This window comes from Streptomyces sp. NPDC020996, from assembly GCF_040641355.1.
Taxonomy (GTDB): Bacteria; Actinomycetota; Actinomycetes; order Streptomycetales; family Streptomycetaceae; genus Streptomyces.
The window spans coordinates 75,469-99,251 of record NZ_JBFADM010000026.1 but is presented as its reverse complement, the minus strand read 5'-3'; the positions used below and the strand labels follow the sequence as shown (position 1 = coordinate 99,251).

The window sequence follows — 23,783 nt, the reverse complement described above, 5'->3', positions numbered from 1 at the left end:
GCACCCGTGACCGGGTGCCGGGCCGCCGTGCTGGGGCGCGTGCCGGGTCAGCGCACGAACACCCCCGCCTGGCTCGCCAGGTCCAGGAAGTACTGCGGCGCCACACCCAGCACCAGCGTGACCGCCACGCCGACGCCGATCGCCGTCGTCGTCAGCGGGGACGGCACGGCGACCGTCGGGCCCTCGGGCCGCGGATCGCTGAAGAACATCAGCACGATCACCCGGATGTAGAAGAACGCCGCGACCGCGGACGAGATCACACCGACCACGACCAGCGGGGCCGCCCCGCCGTCCGCCGCCGCCTTGAACACGGCGAACTTCCCGGCGAAGCCGGAGGTCAGCGGGATACCCGCGAAGGCCAGCAGGAACACCGCGAACACGGCCGCCACCAGCGGCGAGCGACGGCCGAGGCCGGCCCACTTCGACAGGTGCGTCGCCTCGCCGCCCGCGTCGCGCACCAGCGTCACCACGGCGAAGGCGCCGATGGTCACGAAGGAGTACGCGGCGAGGTAGAAGAGGACGGAGGAGACGCCGTCCGGCGTGGTCGCGATGACACCCGCGAGGATGAATCCGGCGTGCGCGATCGACGAGTACGCCAGCAGCCGCTTGATGTCGGTCTGCGTGATCGCGACGATCGCACCGCCCAGCATGGTGACGATCGCGACGCCCCACATGACCGGCCGCCAGTCCCAGCGCATGCCGGGCAGCACCACGTACAGGATGCGCAGCAGCGCGCCGAAGGCCGCCACCTTCGTCGCCGCCGCCATGAAGCCGGTCACCGGGGTCGGGGCGCCCTGGTAGACGTCCGGCGTCCACATGTGGAACGGGACGGCGCCCACCTTGAACAGCAGGCCCATGACGATCATGGCGGCGCCGACGAGCAGCAGCGCGTCGTTGCCCATGGTGCCGGCGAGCGCCGGGTCGACGCCCGTGGCCGTGCCGTCGACGACCTGCGCGATCCTGGCGTACGACACCGAGCCGGCGTAGCCGTACAGCAGGGCGATGCCGAACAGCGTGAACGCCGAGGCGAACGCGCCGAGCAGGAAGTACTTGACCGCGGCCTCCTGCGACATGAGCCGCTTGCGGCGGGCCAGGGCGCACATCAGGTACAGCGGCAGCGAGAGGACTTCCAGGGCGACGAACAGCGTCAGCAGGTCGTTGGCCGACGGGAAGACCAGCATGCCGGCGACCGCGAACAGCAGCAGCGGGAAGACCTCGGTGGTGGTGAACCCGGCCTTCACCGCCGCCTTCTCGCTGTCGCTGCCCGGCACGGACGCGGCCTGCGCGGCGAAGGAGTCGACCCGGTTGCCGTGCGCCGCCGGGTCGAGCCGGCGCTCGGCGAAGGTGAACAGGCCGACCAGGCCGGCCAGCAGGATCGTGCCCTGCAGGAACAGGGACGGTCCGTCGACGGCGATCGCGCCCATCGCCGCGATGTGCGCCTTGGTGGTGCCGTACCCGTCCGCCGCGAGCGCGACGACCGCGGCGAAGGCCGCGCACAGGGCGACGGCGGAGACGAACACCTGGGCGTAGTAGCGGGACTTGCGCGGGACGAACGCCTCGACGAGCACCCCGACGATCGCCGCGCCCAGGACGATCAGGGTAGGCGAGAGCTGCCCGTACTCGATCTTGGGTGCGTCGATCTTCGAGATCGGATCGGCCGCGGCGGCCGCGGTTGTCCACAGGCTGTGGACGGCTGATGCGCTCACTTGGCCGCCTCCACCTCAGGCTGGGGGTCCTTCTTGTGTACGTCCGACAGGGTCGACTTGACCGCCGGGTTCACGATGTCCGTGACGGGCTTCGGGTAGACGCCCAGGAAGATCAACAGCACCACCAGCGGGGCGATCACCAGGATCTCCCTCACCCGCAGGTCGGGCATCGCGGAGACCTCCGGCTTCACCGGGCCCGTCATCGTCCGCTGGTAGAGGACGAGGGTGTAGAGCGCGGCGAGGACGATGCCGAAGGTGGCGATGATGCCGATCGCCGGGTAGCGCGTGAAGGTGCCGACCAGGACCAGGAACTCGCTCACGAACGGCGCCAGTCCGGGCAGCGACAGGGTGGCGAGGGAGCCGATCAGGAACGTGCCGGCGAGCACCGGGGCGACCTTCTGCACACCGCCGTAGTCGGCGATGAGCCGCGAGCCGCGCCGCGAGATCAGGAAGCCCGCCACCAGCATCAGGGCGGCGGTCGAGATCCCGTGGTTGACCATGTAGAGGGTCGCGCCGGACTGGCCCTGGCTGGTCATCGCGAAGATGCCCATGATGATGAAGCCGAAGTGCGAGATCGACGCGTACGCCACCAGGCGCTTGATGTCGCGCTGGCCGACGGCGAGCAGCGCCCCGTAGATGACGCTGACGAGCGCCAGCACCAGGATGGCCGGCGTCGCCCACTTCGAGGCCTCCGGGAACAGCTGGAGGCAGAAGCGGAGCATCGCGAAGGTGCCGACCTTGTCGACGACCGCCGTGATGAGCACGGCGACCGGCGCGGTGGACTCCTGCATGGCGTTGGGCAGCCAGGTGTGCAGCGGCCACAGCGGCGCCTTCACCGCGAAGGCGAAGAAGAAGCCGAGGAACAGCCAGCGTTCGGTGTTCGTCGCCATGTGCAGCGAGCCGTCGGCGCGGGCCTGGGCGATCTCCTGGAGGCTGAAGTTCCCGGCGACCACGTACAGGCCGATGACCGCGGCCAGCATGATCAGACCGCCGACCAGGTTGTAGAGGAGGAACTTCACGGCCGCGTACGACCGCTGTGTGGACGCCGCCTTCTCGCCGTGCTCGTGGGCGTGGTCCCCGAAGCCGCCGATGAGGAAGTACATCGGGATGAGCATGGCTTCGAAGAAGATGTAGAAGAGGAAGACGTCGGTGGCCTCGAAGGAGAGGATCACCATCGCCTCGACGGCCAGGATCAGGGCGAAGAAGCCCTGCGTCGGCCGCCAGCGGCGGCTTCCGGTCTCCAGCGGGTCGGCGTCGTGCCAGCCCGCGAGGATGATGAACGGCATCAGCAGCGCGGTCAGCGCGATCAGCGCCACCGCGATGCCGTCCACGCCCAGTTCGTAGCGGACGCCGAACTCCGCGATCCACGCGTGGGACTCGGTGAGCTGGTAGCGCCCGCCGCCGGGGTCGAAGCGGACCAGGACGGCGATCGCGAGGGCGAGCGTGGCGAGCGAGACGAGCAGCGCCAGCCACTTGGCGGCGGTGCGCCGCGCGGCCGGTACGGCGGCCGTGGCCACCGCGCCGATCGCCGGGAGCGCCGCCGTCGCTGTCAGCAGGGGAAAGGACATCGGTATCAGACCGCCCTCATCAGCAGGGTCGCGGCGACGAGGACCGCCGCGCCGCCGAACATCGAGACCGCGTAGGAGCGCGCGAAGCCGTTCTGCAGCCTGCGCAGCCGTCCGGAGAGGCCGCCGACCGAGGCCGCCGTGCCGTTGACGACGCCGTCGACCAGGGTGTGGTCCACGTACACCAGGGAGCGCGTGAGGTGCTCGCCGCCGCGGACCAGGACGACGTGGTTGAAGTCGTCCTGCAGCAGGTCACGCCGGGCGGCCCGGGTGAGCAGCGACCCGCGCGGGGCGACGGCCGGGACCGGGCGCCGCCCGTACATGGCGTACGCGAGGCCCGCGCCGACGACCAGGCAGACCAGGGTCGCGCCGGTGACGGTCAGGGCGCTGACCGGGGAGTCGCCCTCGCTGTGCCCGGTGACCGGCTCCAGCCAGTTCAGGAAGCGGTCGCCGAGGTGGAAGAAGAAGCCGCCCGCGACCGACCCGACGGCCAGCACGATCATCGGGATCGTCATGACGTTGGGCGACTCGTGCGGGTGCGGCTCGGTGTGGTCGCCGTGGGTCTCCGCGGCCGGTTCCACGCCCGGTTCGGCCGGGGACGGGGTCGGGGCGTGACGCCAGCGCTCCTCGCCGAAGAACGTCATCAGCATCACGCGCGTCATGTAGAACGCGGTGATGGCCGCGCCCAGCAGGGCCACGCCACCGAGGATCCAGCCCTCGGTGCCGCCCTTGGCGAAGGCGGCCTCGATGATGGCGTCCTTGGAGTAGAAGCCGGACAGGAACGGGAAGCCGATGATCGCCAGGTAGCCGAGGCCGAAGGTGACGAAGGTGATCGGCATGTACTTGCGCAGGCCGCCGTACCGGCGCATGTCCACCTCGTCGTTCATGCCGTGCATGACCGAGCCGGCCCCGAGGAACAGCCCGGCCTTGAAGAAGCCGTGCGTCACCAGGTGCATGATCGCGAAGACGTAGCCGATGGGGCCGAGGCCCGCGGCGAGGACCATGTAGCCGATCTGCGACATGGTCGAGCCGGCCAGCGCCTTCTTGATGTCGTCCTTCGCGCAACCGACGATGGCACCGAACAGGAGCGTGACCGCGCCGACGACGACGACCGCCGTCTGCGCGTCCGGCGCGGCGTTGAAGATCGCGCCGGAGCGGACGATCAGGTAGACGCCCGCGGTCACCATGGTCGCGGCGTGGATGAGGGCCGAGACCGGGGTCGGGCCCTCCATCGCGTCCCCGAGCCAGGACTGCAGCGGCACCTGGGCGGACTTGCCGCAGGCGGCGAGCAGCAGCATCAGGCCGATGGCGGTGAGCTTGCCCTCGGAGGTGTCGCCGACGTGGCTCAGCACCGGCTGGAAGGCGAAGGTGCCGAACGTCGTGAACATCAGCATGATCGCGATCGACAGGCCCATGTCGCCGACGCGGTTGACCAGGAAGGCCTTCTTCGCCGCGGTCGCCGCGCTGGGCTTGTGCTGCCAGAAGCCGATCAGCAGGTAGGAGGCGAGACCGACGCCCTCCCAGCCGACGTACAGCAGCAGGTAGTTGTCGGCGAGGACGAGCACCAGCATCGCCGCGAGGAACAGGTTCAGGTAGCCGAAGAAGCGGCGGCGCCGCTCGTCGTGCTCCATGTAACCGACCGAGTAGAGGTGGATCAGCGAGCCGACGCCCGTGATGAGCAGGACGAACGTCATCGACAGCTGGTCGAGGCGGAAGGTGACGTCCGCCTGGAAGCCCGCGACCGGGATCCAGCTGAACAGGTGCTGCATCAGGGTCCGGTTCTCGGCCTCCTTGCCGAGCAGGTCGGCGAAGAGGACGAGACCGATGACGAAGGAGCAGGCCGCGAGGGCGGTGCCGATCCAGTGGCCGACGGCGTCCAGACGCCGGCCGCCGCACAGCAGTACGGCCGCTCCGAGCAGAGGCGCCGCCACCAGCAGCGCAATCAGGTTCTCCACGATTCAGCGACCCCTCAGAGCTTCATCAGGCTGGCGTCGTCGACCGAGGCCGAGTGGCGGGAACGGAACAGCGACACGATGATCGCGAGCCCGACCACGACCTCCGCGGCGGCGACGACCATCGTGAAGAAGGCGATGATCTGGCCGTCGAGATTGCCGTGCATCCGGGAGAAGGTGACGAACGCGAGGTTGCAGGCGTTCAGCATCAGCTCGATGCACATGAACACGACGATCGCGTTGCGCCTGATCAGCACGCCGGTGGCGCCGATCGTGAACAACAGGGCGGAAAGGTAGAGGTAGTTGACCGGGTTCACTTCGACGCCTCCTCCCGCTTGAAGGTGGCCGGTTCGATCGCGGTCCGCTCCAGGCGCTCCTCGGCGCGCTGTTCCAGCGCCCGCAGGTCGTTGAGCGCGTCCGCCGACACGTCGCGGATCTGGCCGCGCTCGCGCAGCGTCTTGCTGACCGTGAGGTCGGACGGGGTGCCGTCGGGCAGCAGGCCCGCGATGTCGACGGCGTTGTGCCGGGCGTACACGCCGGGCGCCGGCAGCGGCGGGATGTACTTGCCCTCCCGGACGCGCTGTTCGGACAGCTCGCGCTGCGTCTTGGCGCGCTCGGTGCGCTCCCGGTGGGTGAGCACCATGGCGCCGACGGTCGCCGTGATCAGCAGGGCGCCGGTGATCTCGAAGGCGAAGACGTACTTGGTGAAGATGAGGGCGGCCAGGCCCTGCACGTTGCCGTTGCCGTTCGCCTCGGCGAGGCCGTCGAACTCCTTCAGGGAGGCGTTGCCGATCCCGGCGAACAGCAGGATGCCGAAGCCGAGTCCGCACAGCAGGGCCAGCCAGCGCTGGCCCTTGATGGTCTCCTTCAGGGAGTCCGCCGCGGTGACGCCGACGAGCATCACCACGAACAGGAACAGCATCATGATCGCGCCGGTGTAGACGACGATCTGCACGACGCCCAGGAAGTAGGCGCCGTTGGCGAGGTAGAACACCGCCAGGACGATCATGGTGCCGGCCAGCGACAGGGCGCTGTGCACGGCCCGCTTCATGAAGACGGTGCCCAGGGCGCCGAGCACGGCGACCGTGCCGAGCACCCAGAACTGGAAGGCCTCTCCGGTGGAGGTGGAGTAGGCGGCGAGCTGTGCGGTCATCGGCCGATCACCTTCTCCGACGCCGGTTCGCTCTCGCCGGAGGCCGAGTCGGCCTCCGGCACGACCTCGCCCTTGGAGCGGGCGACCTGGCGTTCCGTGCCGGGTGCGGCCTCGGTCACCAGGCCGCGGTAGTAGTCCTGCTCGTCCATCCCCGGGTAGATCGCGTGCGGGGTGTCGACCATGCCCTCTTCCAGGCCGGCGAGCAGCTGTTCCTTGGTGTAGATGAGGTTGGCGCGGCTGGAGTCGGCCAGCTCGAACTGGTTGGTCATGGTCAGCGCGCGGGTGGGGCACGCCTCGATGCACAGGCCGCACAGGATGCAGCGGGCGTAGTTGATCTGGTACACGCGGCCGTACCGCTCGCCCGGCGAGTAGCGCTCCTCGTCGGTGTTGTCGGCGCCCTCCACGTAGATGGCGTCGGCGGGGCAGGCCCAGGCGCACAGCTCGCAGCCGACGCACTTCTCCAGGCCGTCCGGATGGCGGTTGAGCTGGTGCCGTCCGTGGAACCGCGGAGCCGTGGTCTTCTGCTGCTCCGGGTACTGCTCGGTCAGCCGCTTCTTGAACATGGCCTTGAAGGTCACGCCGAAGCCGGCCACGGGGTTCATGAAACCGGGCTTGGTCTCCTTGGGCTCCTCAGCCATCGGACGCCTCCTTTCCATCCGAAGATCCGTCACTGGGAGTATCCGGTCCGCCACTGACAATGAGCTCCCGCTCGCGGTACGGGCGGCGCCTGGGCACCGGCGGCAGCTCCTGACCCGGCAGCGGCGGTACGGGGAACCCGCCGGCCATCGGGTCGAAGGCGGCCGGTTCCTCGGCGGGCTGCTCGGCCGCCTTCGCCTTCTCGCGGAACATGTCGGCGACGAAGGACAGCAGGAGCAGGGCGAGGACGCCGCCGCCGATGTAGAGGGCGATGTCGGCGAAGTCGTAGTTCTCGTTCCGCAGCGCCCGCACGGTCGCGACCAGCATCAGCCAGACCACGGAGACGGGGATGAGGACCTTCCAGCCGAGCTTCATCAGCTGGTCGTAGCGGACCCGCGGGAGCGTGCCGCGCAGCCAGATGAAGAAGAACAGCAGCAGCTGGACCTTGATGGTGAACCACAGCATCGGCCACCAGCCGTGGTTCGCGCCCTCCCAGAAGGTGCTGATGGGCCAGGGGGCCCGCCAGCCGCCGAGGAACAGCGTGGTGGACACGGCGGAGACCGTCACCATGTTGACGTACTCGGCGAGCATGAACATCGCGAACTTGATCGACGAGTACTCGGTGTTGAAGCCGCCGACCAGGTCGCCCTCGGACTCCGGCATGTCGAAGGGGGCGCGGTTGGTCTCGCCCACCATCGTGACGACGTAGAGGATGAAGGAGACCGGCAGCAGGACGATGTACCAGCGGTCCTGCTGCTGCTCGACGATCGTCGACGTCGACATCGAGCCGGAGTAGAGGAACACGGAGGCGAAGGCGGCGCCCATGGCGATCTCGTAGGAGATCATCTGCGCGCACGAGCGCAGGCCGCCCAGCAGCGGGTAGGTGGAGCCGGAGCTCCAGCCCGCGAGGACGATGCCGTAGATGCCGACCGAGGCGACCGCGAGGATGTAGAGCATCGCGATCGGCAGGTCGGTCAGCTGCATCGTGGTGCGGTGGCCGAAGATCGAGATCTCGTTGTCGGCCGGGCCGAAGGGGATCACCGCGATCGCCATGAAGGCCGGGACGGCCGCGACGATCGGCGCGAGGAGGTAGACCACCCGGTCCGCGCGCTTGACGATGATGTCTTCCTTCAGCATCAGCTTCACGCCGTCGGCGAGCGACTGGAGCATGCCCCAGGGGCCGTGCCGGTTGGGGCCGATGCGCAGCTGCATCCAGGCGACGACCTTGCGTTCCCAGACGATGGAGAACAGCACGGTCAGCATGACGAAGGCGAAGCAGAACACCGCCTTGACGACGACCAGCCACCACGGGTCGCGGCCGAACATCGAGAGGTCTTCAGCGGCGAGGTACGGGCTCATGCCTCCACCTCCTTGGGGGCTTCGGCGGTCAGCGTCGCCGGGCCGATGCGGACGAGGGCGCCGGGCAGCGCCCCGGTGTCGGAGGCGACGCCCCCGCCCGCGGAGTTCAGCGGGAGCCAGACCACGCGGTCGGGCATCTCCGTGACCTCCAGCGGGAGTTCGACGGCTCCGGAGGGGCCGGTCACGGCGAGCAGGTCGCCGTCCTTGACGCCCGCCTCGGCGGCCGTCGCGGCCGACACGCGCGCGTGGGCGGCGTGCCGGGTCCCGGCGAGCGCCTCGTCGCCCTGCTGCAGGACGCCTCGGTCGAGCAGGAGACGGTGGCCGGCGAGCACGGCCTCCCCGGCGGCGGGCCGCGGCAGCACCGCCGCGCTGTGCTGCGGGTCGGTGGCCCGCGGCCCGTCCCAGGCGCCGAGCCGGTCCAGTTCGGCGCGCACGGTGCGCAGGTCGGGCAGGCCCAGGTGGACGTCCATGGCGTCGGCGAGCATCTGCAGCACCCGCGCGTCGGTGGGCGCGAGGCGGCGGGTCATCTGGTCGGGCTTGAGCGCGGCCTCGAAGGAGCGCGCCCGTCCCTCCCAGTTGAGGAAGGTGCCGGCCTTCTCGGCGACGGCGGCGACCGGGAGCACGACGTCCGCGTGCTCGGTGACCTCGCCGGGCCGCAGTTCCAGCGACACCACGAACCCGGCCTCCGCGAGCGCCGCACGCGCGCGTGCCGGGTCGGGCAGGTCGGCGACCTCGACGCCCGCGACCAGCAGCGCCTGCAGCTCGCCGGCGGCGGCGGCCTCGACGATCTCGCCGGTGTCGCGGCCGTAGCGGTGCGGGAGTGCGGCGACGCCCCAGAGGGCGGCGACCTCCTCACGCGCGCGCGGGTCGGTGGCCGGGCGTCCGCCCGGCAGCAGCGACGGCAGCGCGCCGGCCTCGACGGCGCCGCGCTCACCGGCCCGGCGCGGGATCCACGTCAGCCGGGCGCCGGTCGCCGAGGCGGCCCGCACCGCGGCGGTCAGGCCGCCCGCCACGGCGGCCAGCCGCTCGCCGACGACGATCACCGCGCCCTCGGCGCGCAGCGCCTCGGCCGCCGCGGCCCCGGGGCCCTCCACGCCGATCCCGCTGGCGAGGGCGTCCAGCCACTCGGTCTCGGTGCCGGGAGCCGCCGGCAGCAGCGTGCCGCCGGCCTTCTCCAGGCCGCGGGTGGCGTGCGTGGCCAGCGCGAACACCTTCTGCCCGTGCTTGCGCCAGGCCTTGCGCAGCCGCAGGAAGACGCCGGGCGCCTCCTCCTCGGACTCGAACCCGACCAGCAGGACGGCGGGCGCCTTCTCCAGCGCGGTGTACGTGACGCCCGTGCCGTCGATATCACGCCCGTGTCCGGCGATGCGGGACGCCAGGAAGTCGGCCTCCTCGGCGCTGTGCACGCGCGCGCGGAAGTCGATGTCGTTGGTGTCGAGCGCCACGCGCGCGAACTTGCTGTACGCGTAGGCGTCCTCGATGGTCAGCCGGCCGCCGGTGAGGACGCCGGTCCGGCCCCGGGAGGCGAGCAGTCCCTGCGCCGCGATCTGCAGCGCCTCCGGCCAGGATGCCGGTTCCAGCTCGCCCTCCGCGTTGCGCACCAGGGGCGTGGTGAGCCGGTCCGGCTGCTGCGCGTAGCGGAACGCGAAGCGGCCCTTGTCGCAGATCCACTCCTCGTTGACCTCGGGGTCGTTGGCGGCGAGCCGCCGCATGACCTTGCCGCGCCGGTGGTCGGTGCGGGTGGCGCAGCCGCCGGAGCAGTGCTCGCACACCGACGGCGAGGAGATCAGGTCGAAGGGGCGGGCGCGGAAGCGGTACGCCGCCGAGGTCAGCGCGCCGACCGGGCAGATCTGGATGGTGTTGCCGGAGAAGTACGACTCGAAGGGGTCGCCCTCGCCGGTGCCGACCTGCTGCAGCGCGCCCCGCTCCAGCAGCTCGATCATCGGGTCGCCCGCGATCTGGGTGGAGAAGCGGGTGCACCGGGCGCACAGCACGCACCGCTCGCGGTCGAGCAGCACCTGCGTGGAGATCGGCACCGGCTTCTCGTAGGTGCGCTTCTTCCCGTCGAAGCGGGACTCGGCGTTGCCGTGCGACATGGCCTGGTTCTGCAGCGGGCACTCGCCGCCCTTGTCGCAGACCGGGCAGTCCAGCGGGTGGTTGATCAGGAGGAACTCCATCACCCCGTGCTGGGACTTCTCGGCGACCGGCGAGGTGAGCTGGGTCTTGACCACCATGCCGTCGGTGCACGTGGTGGTGCAGGACGCCATCGGCTTGCGCTGGCCCTCGACCTCGACGATGCACTGGCGGCAGGCGCCGACCGGGTCCAGGAGGGGGTGGTCGCAGAAGCGGGGGACCTCGATGCCGAGCTGCTCGGCGGCGCGGATGACCAGGGTGCCCTTGGGCACGCTGATCTCGATGCCGTCGATCGTCACCGTGACGAGATCGGCCGGCGGGACCGCCGCTTCTCCCCCGCCCGCGGGAGTGCTGCTGGTCACGGTCATGCGTTCACCTCCGTGCGGTCGGCCCAGGCCGTCGACTTGGCCGGGTCGAAGGGGCAGCCGCGGCCCGTGATGTGCTGCTCGTACTCCTCGCGGAAGTGCTTGAGCGAGGAGAAGATCGGCGAGGCGGCACCGTCGCCGAGGGCGCAGAAGGCCTTGCCGTTGATGTTGTCGGCGATGTCGTTGAGCTTGTCGAGGTCGGACATCCGGCCCTTGCCGGCCTCGATGTCGCGCATCAGCTGCACGAGCCAGTAGGTGCCTTCGCGGCAGGGCGTGCACTTGCCGCAGGACTCGTGGGCGTAGAACTCGGTCCAGCGGGTGACGGCGCGCACGACGCAGGTCGTCTCGTCGAAGCACTGCAGGGCCTTGGTGCCGAGCATGGAGCCGGCGGCGCCCACTCCCTCGTAGTCGAGGGGGACGTCGAGGTGCTCGTCGGTGAGCAGCGGCGTCGAGGAGCCGCCCGGCGTCCAGAACTTCAGGCGGTGGCCCGGCCGCATGCCGCCGCTCAGGTCGAGCAGCTGGCGGAGCGTGACGCCGAGCGGCGCCTCGTACTGGCCGGGGTTGGCCACGTGGCCGCTGAGCGAGTAGAGCGTGAAGCCCGGGGACTTCTCGCTGCCCATCGACCTGAACCATTCCTTGCCGTTGTTCATGATGGCGGGAACCGAAGCGATCGACTCGACGTTGTTCACCACAGTCGGGCACGCGTACAGGCCCGCGACGGCGGGGAAGGGAGGACGGAGCCGCGGTTGACCCCGGCGGCCTTCGAGCGAGTCGAGCAGCGCGGTCTCCTCACCGCAGATGTACGCGCCCGCGCCCGCGTGCACGGTGACGTCGAGATCGATGCCGCTGCCGAGGATGTTCTCGCCCAGGTAGCCCGCCGCGTAGGCCTCACGCACGGCCTCGTGCAGCCGCCGCAGCACGGGGACGACTTCACCACGCAGGTAGATGAAGGCGTGCGACGACCTGATGGCGTAGCACGCGATGACGATGCCCTCGATGAGGCTGTGCGGGTTCGCGAAGAGGAGCGGGATGTCCTTGCACGTCCCGGGCTCCGATTCGTCGGCGTTGACAACGAGATAGTGCGGCTTTCCGTCCCCCTGGGGGATGAACTGCCACTTCATTCCGGTCGGGAATCCCGCGCCGCCGCGGCCGCGCAGCCCGGATTCCTTGACGTACGCGATCACGTCGTCCGGGGACATGGCCAGCGCCTTGCGCAGCCCCTCGTACCCTTCGTGCCTGCGGTAGACGTCCAGCGTCCAGGACCTGTCCTCGTCCCAGAAGGCCGACAGCACGGGTGCGAGCAGCTTCTCGGGGCTGGTGTCTGTGAGTTCGGCTGCCAAGGTCATCACTCCCCCTCCTCGGCGACTGGCCCTGCCGAATGGGAAGGGTCGGAGGCCGACGTGTTGTGCGGCGCGTCGTGCGAGCTGAGGTGCTCGGTCGGGGACGGCTCGTGCACGGCCGTGTCGTGCGGGCCGCCGTCGCGCGGATGGACCACGCGGGCGGGCGGTGTCTCCCCCTTGGCCAGGCGGAGGCCGGCCAGCGACGCCGGTCCGGCGCTGCCGCTCTCGTCGACGGCCCCGGGCCGCTCGTCGGGGAAGCCGGCCAGGATCCGGGCGGTCTCCTTGAAGGTGCACAGGCGCGCCCCGCGCGTGGGGTCGACCGGCCTGCCCGCGCGCAGGTCGTCGACGAGCCGCTTGGCGCTGTCCACGGTCTGGTTGTCGAAGAACTCCCAGTTGACCATCACGACCGGCGCGTAGTCGCAGGCCGCGTTGCACTCGATGTGCTCCAGGGTGACCTTGCCGTCGCCGGTGGTCTCGCCGTTGCCGACGCCGAGGTGCTCCTGGAGCTCCTCGAAGATCGCGTCGCCGCCCATCACCGCGCACAGCGTGTTGGTGCAGACGCCGACCTGGTAGTCGCCGCTCGGCTTGCGCCGGTACATGGTGTAGAAGGTGGCGACCGCGGTGACCTCGGCCGTGGTCAGTCCCAGCACGTCCGCGCAGAACTGCATCCCGGTGCGTGTGACGTGGCCCTCCTCCGACTGCACCAGGTGCAGCAGCGGCAGCAGCGCGGACCGGGAGTCCGGGTAGCGGGCGATGACGGCGCGGGCGTCCCGCTCCAGCCGCTCGCGTACGTCGTCCGGGTAGGCGGGCGCGGGCAGTTGCGGCATGCCCAGGCTGACGCCCTGCTCCGAAGAACTGGTGCTCACCGGTCGACGCCTCCCATCACGGGGTCGATGGACGCGACGGCGACGATGACGTCGGCGACCTGGCCGCCCTCGCACATCGCCGCCATGGCCTGCAGGTTGGTGAAGGACGGGTCGCGGAAGTGGACCCGGTAGGGGCGGGTGCCGCCGTCGGAGACGACGTGCGCGCCGAGTTCGCCCTTGGCCGACTCGACCGCCACGTACGCCTGCCCGGGCGGCACCCGGAAGCCCTCGGTGACCAGCTTGAAGTGGTGGATCAGGGCCTCCATGGAGGTGCCCATGATCTGCTTGATGTGGTCGAGGGAGTTGCCCAGTCCGTCCGGTCCCAGGGCGAGCTGGGCCGGCCAGGCGATCTTCTTGTCGGCGACCATGACCGGGCCGGGCTCCAGCCGGTCCAGGCACTGCTCGACGATCCGCAGCGACTGCCGCATCTCCTCCAGGCGGATGAGGAAGCGGCCGTAGGCGTCGCAGGTGTCGGCGGTCGGGACGTCGAAGTCGTAGGTCTCGTAACCGCTGTACGGCTGGGACTTGCGCAGGTCGTGCGGCAGGCCGGTGGAGCGCAGGATGGGGCCGGTCACCCCCAGGGCCATGCAGCCGGCCAGGTCGAGGTAGCCGATGTCCTGCATGCGGGCCTTGAAGATGGGGTTCCCGGTGGCGAGCTTGTCGTACTCCGGGAGGTTCTTCTTCATCTTCTTCACGAACTCGCGGATCTGGTCCACCGCGCCGGGCGGCAGGTCCTGGGCGAGTCCGCCGGGCCGGATGTACGCGTGGTTCATCCTCAGGCCGGTGATGAGCTCGTAGAGGTCGAGAATCATTTCACGATCACGGAATCCGTAGATCATGATCGTGGTGGCGCCGAGTTCCATGCCGCCGGTGGCGATGCACACCAGGTGCGAGGACATCCGGTTCAGCTCCATCAGGAGCACCCGGATGATCTTCGCCCGCTCGCTGATCTGGTCCTCGATGCCGAGGAGCTTCTCGACGGCCAGGCAGTACGCGGTCTCGTTGAAGAAGGACGTCAGGTAGTCCATGCGCGTCACGAACGTGGTGCCCTGCGTCCAGGTCCGGTACTCGAGGTTCTTCTCGATGCCGGTGTGGAGGTAGCCGATGCCGCAGCGGGCCTCAGTGACCGTCTCGCCCTCGATCTCCAGGATCAGGCGGAGGACTCCGTGGGTGGACGGGTGCTGGGGCCCCATGTTGACGACGATGCGCTCGTCGTCGGCGCGGGCCGCGGACTGGACGACCTCGTCCCAGTCGCCACCGGTGACCGTGTAGACGGTGCCTTCGGTGGTCTCGCGTGCGGATGCTGACTGAGTACTCACGAGTACGACCTCCGCTGGTCCGGAGCCGGGATCTGGGCGCCCTTGTACTCGACGGGGATGCCGCCGAGGGGGTAGTCCTTGCGCTGCGGGTGGCCCTGCCAGTCGTCCGGCATCATGATCCGCGTCAGGGCCGGGTGACCGTCGAAGACGATCCCGAAGAAGTCGTAGGTCTCGCGCTCGTGCCAGTCGTTCGTGGGGTACACGGGGACCAGCGACGGGATGTGCGGGTCGCTGTCGGGGACGCTGACCTCCAGGCGGATCAGCCTGTTGTGGGTGATCGAGCGCAGGTGGTAGACGGCGTGCAGCTCGCGGCCCTTGTCGTGCGGGTAGTGCACGCCGCTGACTCCGGTGCACAGCTCGAAGCGCAGGGCCGGGTCGTCGCGCAGGGTGCGGGCGACGCGGACCAGGTGCTCGCGCTCGATGTGGAAGGTCAGCTCGCCGCGGTCGACGACCGTCTTCTCGATCGCGTTGGCGGGCAGCAGGTCCTGCTCCTCCAGCGCGCCCTCGAGTTCGTCGGCGACCTCGTCGAACCAGCCTCCGTAGGGACGGCTCGCCGGTCCCGGGAGTCGGACCGAGCGGACCAGGCCGCCGTAGCCGGAGGTGTCGCCGCCGTTGTTGGCGCCGAACATGCCGCGCTGGACGCGGATCTCCTCGCCGCCCTGGCCGCGCCGGCCGGGCAGGTTCGAGGCGCTGAGGTCCTTTTCGGGGTTGACCCCGTTGCCGTTCGCGTCGCTCACCGCAGCAGCCCCTTCATCTCGATCGTGGGCAGGGCCTTGAGCGCCGCCTCCTCCGCCTCACGGGCGGCCTCCTCGGCGTTCACGCCGAGCTTGGAGGTCTGGATCTTGTGGTGGAGCTTGAGGATGGCGTCCACCAGCATCTCGGGCCGCGGCGGGCAGCCGGGCAGATAGATGTCGACCGGGACGATGTGGTCGACGCCCTGCACGATCGCGTAGTTGTTGAACATGCCGCCCGACGAGGCGCACACGCCCATGGAGATGACCCACTTGGGGTTCGGCATCTGGTCGTAGACCTGCCTGAGCACCGGCGCCATCTTCTGGCTCACCCGGCCGGCGACGATCATCAGGTCGGCCTGGCGCGGTGATCCGCGGAAGACCTCCATGCCGAAGCGCGCCAGGTCGTAGCGGCCGGCGCCGGTGGTCATCATCTCGATGGCGCAGCAGGCGAGGCCGAAGGTGGCGGGGAAGACGGACGCCTTGCGCACCCAGCCCGCGGCCTGTTCGACGGTGGTCAGCAGGAAGCCGCTCGGCAGCTTTTCTTCGAGTCCCATGTCTGTAAAGGCCCCTCAGTCCCATTCCAGGCCGCCGCGCCGCCACACGTACGCGTAGGCGACGAAGACGGTGAGCACGAAGAGCAGCATCTCCACGAGCCCGAAAATCCCCAGGGCGTCGAAGGTGACGGCCCAGGGGTAGAGGAAGACGATCTCGATGTCGAAGACGATGAAGAGCATCGCCGTCAGGTAGTACTTGATGGGGAAGCGCCCGCCGCCGGCCGGCGTGGGGGTCGGCTCGATACCGCACTCGTAGGCCTCGAGCTTGGCCCGGTTGTACCGCTTCGGACCGATCAGCGTGGCCATGACCACGGAGAAGATCGCAAAGCCTGCCCCGAGGGCTCCCAGTACGAGGATGGGCGCATACGCGTTCACCGCTCCTCGCTCCTCTCAGTCGGCACTGACTGCTGGCGATGCCGGGCCCGCGGCCGCCCCGCCTGTCCCACGAACCCCGTCCGTCCCGACGAAGATCGCGAACATGTGAAGCAGGTCACAAGCCCAACTGCCTCGCATCTTATGCCCGCCCGTCTGTGATCTGCGACACGGGGTATTACACAAGCTTTGTGATCTCCACCACCTGACGAAGGATCATGAACTTGGATCAGGCGTGATCTTCGCACGAGATGCGTCAGAGTGATCACGAGAGGTGACATTTTCGCTCGTCGGCCCAGCTCACAGGGGTCGGCCCCATATCAAGAGCATTCCCTTGCATGCAAATTGGCGTTGGACGCGAGGCACTGCTAGAGGCGACGTTCACACCCCGGAGGGAGACGGCGGGTGCGATGTGGACGCGTGCACGCGTTCACGAGCGGACCCGGGTCGTGACCCGGCCGCGATCAAGCCGTGACCCGGGCGCGGGACGCACCCGCCACCGTGATCGTTGCGTGACCTCCGCCACATCCGTGCGGGCCGCCCGAAAAGCGGGCTTGGCCATCTGCCCCAACCGATGGTAGGCGCGGGGCAATTCGGGCTTATTGGCGAAAGGCCGTGATCACGGGCCTGAAGGGTCGCGTCCGCAATGTCCGTTACGACGTCAATAAAGAGTGACGGACGGGGGATTTGGGGCGTCCGTTGAACAACTGTGGCGCAGCACACGTTCCTTGAAGGTATGGAGGAGCCCCTGATACCGGTTGTACCCATGTCCCACACCGCTCACATACGCAGCCACCGGAAACCCCGCCGCAACGCGACGACGAGTATCGCGGTGCGCGCCGGAGTCGCCGGTGGCGTCCTCAGCATGGCGGCGGCGGGCGCTTCGGCCTCGGCGAGCGCAGCCGAGACGACGCAGACCATGCAACTGCCCACCCTGACGGCCGACCTGGCCGCTCAGGTCGCCCAGTCCGCGGACGCGACGCAGCAGGCGGCCGCGAACTACCAGCTGCAGGCCGAGCGTGACGCGGCAGCCGCAAAGGCCGCGAAGCAGGCCAAGGCGGACCTCGCGGAGGCGAAGCAGAAGGCCGCGGCCAAGAAGAAGGCCGCCCAGGAGGCCGCCCGCAAGGCCGCGGCCGAGCGCGCCTCGCGCACCGCCGAGCGGCCCACGCTCACCGCCGCCACGACGAGCGCGACCAGCACGTCGACGTCCACGGCCACCGGTTCCGCCGCCGCCATCGTCAACTTCGTCAAGGCTCAGGTCGGCAAGGCCTACGTCTCCGGCGCCACCGGCCCGTCCGCCTACGACTGCTCCGGCCTGGTGCAGACGGCCTTCAAGCAGGTCGGCATCAGCCTGCCGCGGGTGTCGCAGGACCAGTCGACGGTCGGCACGCAGGTCTCGCTCGGCAACCTGCAGCCCGGGGACATCCTGTACTGGGGCAGCGCGGGCAGCGCGTACCACGTGGCGGTGTACGTCGGCGGCGGCATGTTCGTCGGCGCGCAGAACCCGTCGTCGGGCGTCGTCGAGCGGCCGCTGTCCTACGACCCGCCGACCGGTGCGGTGCGGGTGCTGTGACGGCACACCACTGACGCGAGCGCCGACGCCGGCGCTCACGCGAGCGTTGACGCAAGCGCTGACGCGACCGCGCGGCAGGACCGCGCGCGACCGCGTAGCGCGACCGACGCGCGGAAGGGCCGCGCCCGACCGCGTAGCGCGACCGACGCGCGGAAGGGCCGCAGCCGCTCGGGGGCAGCGGCCCTTCCGGCGCGCCCCGGAACACCCCGGTCGCCCCAGCGCGCCCTGGAACAGCCCGGAACGACCCTGAGCACCCCGGCGTGCCCCGGGACGGCCCTGGCGTGCCCCGGGACGGCCCTGGCGCGCCCCGAACAGCGCGGACCCGCCCCCGAGCACCCCGGATGCCCCCGCATCGCCCCCGGATGGCCCCCGCGTCGCCCTCGCATCGCCCCCGCATCGCCCCCGGCCGGTGTTCTCCTGCGCGAGCCGCGCGTCCTCTGCTGTCATGAGGTGCGGTGCACGGGAGGGGCTCCGACAGGCCGGGACCCCGTCGTCCCTCCACCGCGTTCTCGCGACAAGGAGAGACAGCGATGCCCAGTGTCTTCGTGCAGGGAAAGCCCGTCGACTCGTACCCGCCGCTCGCGCCCGAGGCGCGGCGCGGGCGGGTGCGGCGGATCACCGAGGTGGGTGAGGAGGTCCTGCACAAGCCGTGCCGGGACGTCACCGAGTTCGGGCCCGACCTCGCCGCGCTCATCGACGACATGTTCCTGACCATGTACGTCGCCGAAGGGGCCGGCCTGGCGGCGAACCAGGTCGGCGTCGGCCTGCGCCTGTTCGTGTACGACTGCCCGGACGACGACGGGGCCCGGCACGTCGGGCACCTCGTCAACCCGGTGCTGGAACCGCTCGACCCCGCCGCGCGCAGGCTGATCGACGACCACGAGGGCTGCCTCTCCGTCCCGGGCGCCGTGATGAACGTGCCGCGGCCCGACCGGGCCGTCGTGCACGGGCTGGACAAGCACGGCGAACCGGTCACCGTCGAGGGCACCGGGTACTTCGCCCGCTGCCTCGCGCACGAGACCGATCACCTCGACGGTCAGGTCTACCTGGACCGGCTGTCCCGGCGGGACCGCGCCGACGCCCTGCGGCAGGCGGCGGACCGGCGGGAGGAGGTGTTCGCCCGCCGGGCCGCCAACGTCGAGGCGCTGAGCGGCTGACTCCCGAGCGGCTGAGTCACGCCTTGGGCGCCACCTTGCTCAGGCCGTTGATGATGCGGTCCATCGCGTCGCCGCCCGTGGGGTCGGTGAGGTTCGCCAGGAGCTTGAGGGTGAACTTCATCAGCAGCGGGTGGGTCAGGCCGCGCTGGGTGGCGATCTGCATGACCTTCGGGTTGCCGATGAGCTTCACGAAGGCGCGGCCGAGCGTGTAGTAGCCGCCGTAGGTGTCCTTGAGGACGCGCGGGTAGCGCTGGAGGGCCAGTTCGCGCCCTGCCGGCGTGGCCCGCGCGTGCGCCTGGACGACGACGTCGGCGGCGAGCTGGCCGGACTCCATGGCGTAGGCGATGCCCTCGCCGTTGAAGGGGTTGACCAGGCCGCCGGCGTCGCCGACCAGCAGCAGGCCCTTGGTGTAGTGCGGCTGACGGTTGAAGGCCATCGGCAGGGCCGCGCCGCGGATCGGGCCGGTCATGTTCTCCGGCGTGTAGCCCCAGTCCTCCGGCATGGACGCGCACCACGCCTTCAGCACCTCGCGCCAGTCCAGCTCCTTGAAGGAGTCGGAGGTGTTCAGTACGCCCAGACCGACGTTGGACGTGCCGTCGCCCATGCCGAAGATCCAGCCGTAGCCGGGCAGCAGACGGTCCTGGGGGCCGCGGCGGTCCCACAGCTCCAGCCAGGACTCCAGGTAGTCGTCGTCGTGGCGCGGGGAGGTGAAGTAGGTGCGGACCGCCACGCCCATCGGGCGGTCCTCGCGGCGGTGCAGGCCCATCGCCAGGGACAGGCGGCTGGAGTTGCCGTCGGCGGCGACCACCAGCGGGGCGTGGAAGGTGACCGGGCGCTTCTCCTCACCCAGCTTGGCGTGCACGCCGGTGATGCGGCCGGTGCGGTCGTCGACGATCGGGGCGCCGACGTTGCAGCGCTCGTAGAGGCGCGCGCCCGCCTTCTGGGCGTTGCGGGCGAGCTGCTCGTCGAAGTCGTCGCGCTTGCGCACCAGGCCGTAGTCGGGGAAGGAGGCGAGGTCGGGCCAGTCCAGCTGGAGCCGGACCCCGCCGCCGATGATCCGCAGGCCCTTGTTGCGCAGCCAGCCGGCCTCCTCGGAGATGTCGATGCCCATCGCCACCAGCTGTTTGACCGCGCGCGGGGTGAGTCCGTCGCCGCACACCTTCTCGCGCGGGAACTCGGTCTTCTCCAGCAGCAGGACGTCGAGTCCGGCCTTCGCCAGGTGGTACGCCGTCGTGGAACCGGCCGGGCCCGCGCCCACGACGATCACATCGGCGGTGTTGTCGGAAAAGGGCTCGGAAACGGGCTCGGAGTGGGGCTCGGTCACGGCGGTCACGGCGGGATCTCCCCAAGTTCGAAAATCTGTGTGCCGAGGGGCACGGGACATGGGCAGTCTATTCAGCGGTATCGATCACCCGGCTGAAGGGCTGCCCCGTGAACCGTGCTCTGCCCGTCGTCAGACTGCGCGTCCCCACCGACGAGGACGCCGTCGCCTGGCACCGGATCTTCGACGATCCGGACGTCATGGAGTTCCACGGCGGCAAGCCCGCCGAGTTGTCGGTCTACGAGGAGCTGACCGCCCGCCAGCGCCGGCACGACGCCGAGCTGGGCTTCTGTCTGTGGACCATGCTCGACGCGTCCGGGCGGGTCATCGGCTTCACCGGCGCACAGCCGTGGCCGCAGGATTGGGGCCCCACGGGCGAGATCGAGATCGGGTGGCGGCTCGGACGGGAGCACTGGGGCAAGGGATACGCGACCGCGGCCGCGCAGATGACGCTGGAGCGGCTGCGCGCGACGGGCGTGCCCAGCGTGGTGGCGATGGTGCTGTCCGACAACAAGCGCTCGGTCGCGGTGATCGAACGGCTGGGCATGCGCCTCGCCGAGGTCTTCACGACGCCGGCCTCGCAGCGGGAGGGACGCTGCTACCGGCTGGATCTGTGACCGCGACCTGTCACCCTGGGTGACCGACTGTCACAGACAAACACGCAGCGCTTCCGGGTGGCACCGGGACGGAGTTACCCTGCCAGTACCGCTGGGGGTGACATCTGTGCACATGACGCCCGTAACACCCGAAGTGCGCGTACCGCGGCTTGTCGGACTGATGGCCATGGACGCCCGCGAGACCGCAGCAGCGTGCGGCCTGTTCCTGAACGCCCCGGACCGGCCCGACTTCCGCCGGACCCCCGTCGACTACGTCGTCCGGCAGTACCCGCCGCCGGGCGGCGAGGTCCCGCGGGACTCCGTGGTCTACGTGTGGTTCGACTTCGGGCCGGGAGAGGGCGGCGGAGGCGCCGGGGTGCACGAGCCGCGCGTGCCGCGGCCGCCCGGGGGCGGACTGCGACGCGAACTCGACGAGCCCGGCGATCCGTCCACCGTCGCCAGCCCTGTCTGATCAGCCCTGATCAGCCCGTGATCAGGGCTTGATCAGCCCGTGATCAGCCCTGTTTGAATCCCCGGTGCAGGGTGACCACCCCGCCCGTGAGGTTGCGCCAGGCCACCTTCGACCAGCCGGCCTTCTGCAGGTGCCCGGCCAGCGCGGCCTGGTCGGGCCAGGCGCGGATGGACTCGGCGAGGTAGACGTAGGCGTCCGGGGCCGAGGAGACCGCGCGCGCCACCGGCGGCAGGGCGCGCATCAGGTACTCGGTGTAGACGGTGCGGAAGGGCGCCCAGGTCGGATGTGAGAACTCGCAGATGACGACGCGCCCGCCGGGCCGGGTCACCCGGTGCATCTCGCGCAGGGCCGCGTCGAAGTCCCGTACGTTGCGCAGCCCGAAGGAGATCGTCACCGCGTCGAAGGTGTCGTCCCGGAACGGCAGTCTCGTGGCGTCGCCCGCCGTGAACGGCAGCCACGAGTGGTTCTTCTTGCCGACGCGGAGCATGCCCAGGGAGAAGTCGCACGGGACGACGTAGGCGCCGGTCCGCGCGAAGGGCAGCGAGGACGTCCCGGTGCCGGCCGCCAGGTCCAGGACCTTCTGAGCGGGGCGCGCGTCGACCGCCTTGGCGACCTCCTTGCGCCACCGCCGGTCCTGGCCGAGCGACAGGACGTCGTTCGTCAGGTCGTACCGTTCGGCCACGTTGTCGAACATCGAGGCAACTTCGTGCGGCTGCTTGTCCAGGGATGCGCGGGTCACGCGCCCATTGTTGCAGTACGCCGTCACGGCAGGAGCCGGGGCTTCCCGCGCGGCCGCCACGTCCTCCGCCCGGCCGCACAGCGGCGGGCACAGCGGCAGGCACAGCGGTACGGCAGCACGGTCACGACGCTCAGGACCGGGGCCGGGGCCGAGGCGGAGGCTTCTCCTCCTCCGCCCCGGCGTCGGTGGGAGCACCCGGGCGTACTCCGAGTACCCGTGCTGCGGGGTGTAGACCCGGCCGCCGGCACCGGCGGGACGCGCAGACCGGTCGGGGGGGCCGGACACCGCCGACCGGGCCGCCCGTGACTGTCGTTGGCGTCCTTTTCCGCGGAGTAGGGTGCCCGGAACAACGTCGTCGTGATGCCGGCCGCGCCCGCGAGCGCGAGCCGGGTCCGCGCCATCTCCCGGTCGCCCCGGGCATCGCCGGTAGGACAGGTCAACGTGGGGGTCGGGCTGTCGTCGAGGATCTTGCCGCGTTTGCGACGGCCCCGTTGCCGCGTTCGCGGCGGCGACCACGCTCGGACGCGCGGCTTCGGATGTGTGGCTTCGGATGTGTGGCTTCGGACGTGCGGCTTTCGACGGCAGGCACGGAATGCATTCCGCGCACATCGAAGACCATCGAAGACCATCAAAGATCACCGAAGACCACCGAAGATCACCGAAGACCTCCATATGACCGAACATCACGAGAGGGTGCGTGTCCCATGCGGAGTTTCCTGAAGCCGGCGGCCGGGTTCACTTGTCTGTTCGCCCTGGCCACGACGGGTTGCTCCGCGGCCTCCAACGGCATCACGGACTCGGCTCCCAGGCCGTCGGAACGGGCGAGCGCCCCGGCCGCGGAGTCGGCCGACGGGTACGCCCCGTACGTCGGCGCCACGGGATCCTCGGAGAACGACTCCGCCGGCTCCCCGGCGACCTACAACCTGGCCTTCGTGCTCTCCTCCGGCAGTGGCTGCACCCCGAAGTGGAACGGCACGCAGGCCATCGGCGACCCGGCCGTGAAGACCCGGATCTCGCAGCTGAAGGCGAACGGCGCCGGCGTCCGCGTCTCCTTCGGCGGAGCCGCCGGCAAGGAACTGGCGTCGGACTGCGACAGCGCCGCCGCGCTCGCCGACGCCTACGGCGAGGCGCTGGACGCGGCGGGCGCCTCGAAGGCCGACTTCGACGTCGAGGGCGACCAGCTGTCCGACGCCGGCTCGATGGCCCTGCGCTCGCAGGCGATAGCGAAGCTGCAGCAGGACCGGCCCGGCCTGGAGGTCACCTTCACCCTCCCGGTCATGCCGTCCGGCCTGGACGACCGCAGCCTGGCGGTCCTGCGGTCCGCGAACGAGCACGACGTGCAGGTGTCCACGGTGAACCTGATGACCATGAACTACGGCACCTCGTACACCGGCGACATGGGCGACTACGCCGTCGCCGCCGCCGAGGCCGCGCACGCGCAGCTGAAAGAGGTGTTCGAGCTGTCCGACGCGGCGGCCTGGCAGGGCATGGCGCTGACGTCGATGATCGGCGTCAACGACGTGGCCGGTGAGACGTTCACGCTCGCCGACGCGGCGCAGGTGCGAACGTTCGCGGAGGAGAAGAAGATCGCCTGGGTGTCGATGTGGTCGACGTTCCGGGACCAGCAGTGCCCGGGCGGCGCTGCGGCGTCCGGCAAGGCGGCCACCGACTGCAGCGGCGTGAAGCAGAGCTCAGGCGCCTTCGGCAGGGCGCTCGCACGCTGAGCGGGTCGCGAAGCCCCTGCGGTTCGGCAGCGTCAGAAGATAAAGGGGCGCGGGGAACTGCGCGACCGGCCACGACGGCGCGGCAGACGGTCGACGGCACGGCCCGGCACGGCCCGGCACGGCCCGGCACGGCCCGGCACGGCCCGG

21 protein-coding genes are annotated in these 23,783 nt (G+C 70.3%); 5 read left to right on the top strand and 16 right to left on the bottom strand.

Annotation, left to right across the window (positions count from 1 at the left end):
• Positions 1-47 precede the first annotated feature (47 nt).
• The 14 genes from nuoN to AB0G63_RS19565 are packed head-to-tail and all read right to left on the bottom strand — an operon-like array spanning position 48 to position 16,057.
• The gene (gene nuoN / locus AB0G63_RS19630) at positions 48-1,706 is read right to left on the bottom strand and encodes an NADH-quinone oxidoreductase subunit NuoN (RefSeq protein WP_360751613.1); all 1,659 of its coding nucleotides are present in this window, start codon (positions 1,704-1,706) and stop codon (positions 48-50) included.
• Positions 1,703-3,274, bottom strand: coding sequence for an NADH-quinone oxidoreductase subunit M (locus AB0G63_RS19625; RefSeq protein ID WP_360751610.1), 1,572 nt, complete (start codon positions 3,272-3,274; stop codon positions 1,703-1,705). The genes nuoN and AB0G63_RS19625 overlap by 4 nt, the downstream gene beginning before the upstream one ends.
• A gap of 5 nt (positions 3,275-3,279) precedes the next feature.
• Entirely contained in the window at positions 3,280-5,226 is a 1,947-nt protein-coding gene (nuoL, locus tag AB0G63_RS19620) for an NADH-quinone oxidoreductase subunit L (protein ID WP_360751607.1), read from the bottom strand.
• Positions 5,227-5,240: 14 nt separating this feature from the next.
• Entirely contained in the window at positions 5,241-5,540 is a 300-nt protein-coding gene (gene nuoK / locus AB0G63_RS19615; protein WP_242779136.1) for an NADH-quinone oxidoreductase subunit NuoK, read from the bottom strand.
• Positions 5,537-6,376, bottom strand: coding sequence for an NADH-quinone oxidoreductase subunit J (locus tag AB0G63_RS19610; protein ID WP_360751604.1), 840 nt, complete (start codon positions 6,374-6,376; stop codon positions 5,537-5,539). The genes nuoK and AB0G63_RS19610 overlap by 4 nt, the downstream gene beginning before the upstream one ends.
• Positions 6,373-7,014, bottom strand: coding sequence for an NADH-quinone oxidoreductase subunit NuoI (gene nuoI, locus AB0G63_RS19605; protein ID WP_360751602.1), 642 nt, complete (start codon positions 7,012-7,014; stop codon positions 6,373-6,375). Before nuoI ends, AB0G63_RS19610 begins: the two co-directional genes overlap by 4 nt.
• The gene (gene nuoH, locus AB0G63_RS19600; protein ID WP_360751599.1) at positions 7,007-8,371 is read right to left on the bottom strand and encodes an NADH-quinone oxidoreductase subunit NuoH; all 1,365 of its coding nucleotides are present in this window, start codon (positions 8,369-8,371) and stop codon (positions 7,007-7,009) included. The genes nuoI and nuoH overlap by 8 nt, the downstream gene beginning before the upstream one ends.
• Positions 8,368-10,872 (bottom strand): NADH-quinone oxidoreductase subunit G, encoded by a 2,505-nt coding sequence (locus tag AB0G63_RS19595; protein ID WP_360751597.1) that lies wholly within the window; start codon positions 10,870-10,872, stop codon positions 8,368-8,370. The genes nuoH and AB0G63_RS19595 overlap by 4 nt, the downstream gene beginning before the upstream one ends.
• Complete coding sequence (nuoF, locus tag AB0G63_RS19590; RefSeq protein WP_324786308.1) at positions 10,869-12,218, bottom strand: NADH-quinone oxidoreductase subunit NuoF; 1,350 nt, start codon at positions 12,216-12,218, stop codon at positions 10,869-10,871. The genes AB0G63_RS19595 and nuoF overlap by 4 nt, the downstream gene beginning before the upstream one ends.
• Positions 12,215-13,075, bottom strand: a complete 861-nt coding sequence (gene nuoE, locus AB0G63_RS19585) for an NADH-quinone oxidoreductase subunit NuoE (protein WP_360751594.1) — start codon at positions 13,073-13,075, stop codon at positions 12,215-12,217. Before nuoE ends, nuoF begins: the two co-directional genes overlap by 4 nt.
• The gene (locus tag AB0G63_RS19580) at positions 13,072-14,394 is read right to left on the bottom strand and encodes an NADH-quinone oxidoreductase subunit D (protein ID WP_360751592.1); all 1,323 of its coding nucleotides are present in this window, start codon (positions 14,392-14,394) and stop codon (positions 13,072-13,074) included. The genes nuoE and AB0G63_RS19580 overlap by 4 nt, the downstream gene beginning before the upstream one ends.
• Positions 14,391-15,131, bottom strand: a complete 741-nt coding sequence (locus AB0G63_RS19575) for an NADH-quinone oxidoreductase subunit C (RefSeq protein WP_360751589.1) — start codon at positions 15,129-15,131, stop codon at positions 14,391-14,393. The genes AB0G63_RS19580 and AB0G63_RS19575 overlap by 4 nt, the downstream gene beginning before the upstream one ends.
• On the bottom strand, positions 15,128-15,682 hold the full coding sequence (locus AB0G63_RS19570; RefSeq protein WP_324786313.1) for an NADH-quinone oxidoreductase subunit B family protein: 555 nt from the start codon (positions 15,680-15,682) through the stop codon (positions 15,128-15,130). The genes AB0G63_RS19575 and AB0G63_RS19570 overlap by 4 nt, the downstream gene beginning before the upstream one ends.
• Before the next feature lie 15 nt (positions 15,683-15,697).
• Entirely contained in the window at positions 15,698-16,057 is a 360-nt protein-coding gene (locus AB0G63_RS19565) for an NADH-quinone oxidoreductase subunit A (protein WP_003992243.1), read from the bottom strand.
• 763 nt (positions 16,058-16,820) lie between these two features.
• Here AB0G63_RS19565 and AB0G63_RS19560 point away from each other — a divergent pair.
• On the top strand, positions 16,821-17,627 hold the full coding sequence (locus AB0G63_RS19560; protein WP_360751586.1) for a C40 family peptidase: 807 nt from the start codon (positions 16,821-16,823) through the stop codon (positions 17,625-17,627).
• 530 nt (positions 17,628-18,157) lie between these two features.
• A complete protein-coding gene (gene def / locus AB0G63_RS19555) occupies positions 18,158-18,784 on the top strand; it encodes a peptide deformylase (RefSeq protein ID WP_360751584.1) in 627 nt (208 codons plus the stop codon).
• A gap of 16 nt (positions 18,785-18,800) precedes the next feature.
• Here the strand turns inward: def and AB0G63_RS19550 are convergent, their stop codons facing one another.
• On the bottom strand, positions 18,801-20,117 hold the full coding sequence (locus AB0G63_RS19550; RefSeq protein WP_360751582.1) for a geranylgeranyl reductase family protein: 1,317 nt from the start codon (positions 20,115-20,117) through the stop codon (positions 18,801-18,803).
• A 98-nt stretch (positions 20,118-20,215) separates the two neighbouring features.
• Here AB0G63_RS19550 and AB0G63_RS19545 point away from each other — a divergent pair, with 98 nt between their 5' ends.
• Together AB0G63_RS19545 and AB0G63_RS19540 are read left to right on the top strand one after the other, a co-directional pair.
• On the top strand, positions 20,216-20,722 hold the full coding sequence (locus tag AB0G63_RS19545; protein WP_360751580.1) for a GNAT family N-acetyltransferase: 507 nt from the start codon (positions 20,216-20,218) through the stop codon (positions 20,720-20,722).
• Positions 20,723-20,834: 112 nt separating this feature from the next.
• Complete coding sequence (locus AB0G63_RS19540; protein ID WP_360751578.1) at positions 20,835-21,173, top strand: PASTA domain-containing protein; 339 nt, start codon at positions 20,835-20,837, stop codon at positions 21,171-21,173.
• A gap of 43 nt (positions 21,174-21,216) precedes the next feature.
• Here AB0G63_RS19540 and AB0G63_RS19535 read toward each other — a convergent pair whose 3' ends face one another.
• Positions 21,217-21,912, bottom strand: a complete 696-nt coding sequence (locus tag AB0G63_RS19535; RefSeq protein WP_360751575.1) for a demethylmenaquinone methyltransferase — start codon at positions 21,910-21,912, stop codon at positions 21,217-21,219.
• 704 nt (positions 21,913-22,616) lie between these two features.
• Here AB0G63_RS19535 and AB0G63_RS19530 point away from each other — a divergent pair.
• Positions 22,617-23,636, top strand: a complete 1,020-nt coding sequence (locus tag AB0G63_RS19530) for a chitinase (protein ID WP_360751573.1) — start codon at positions 22,617-22,619, stop codon at positions 23,634-23,636.
• Positions 23,637-23,783 lie beyond the last annotated feature (147 nt).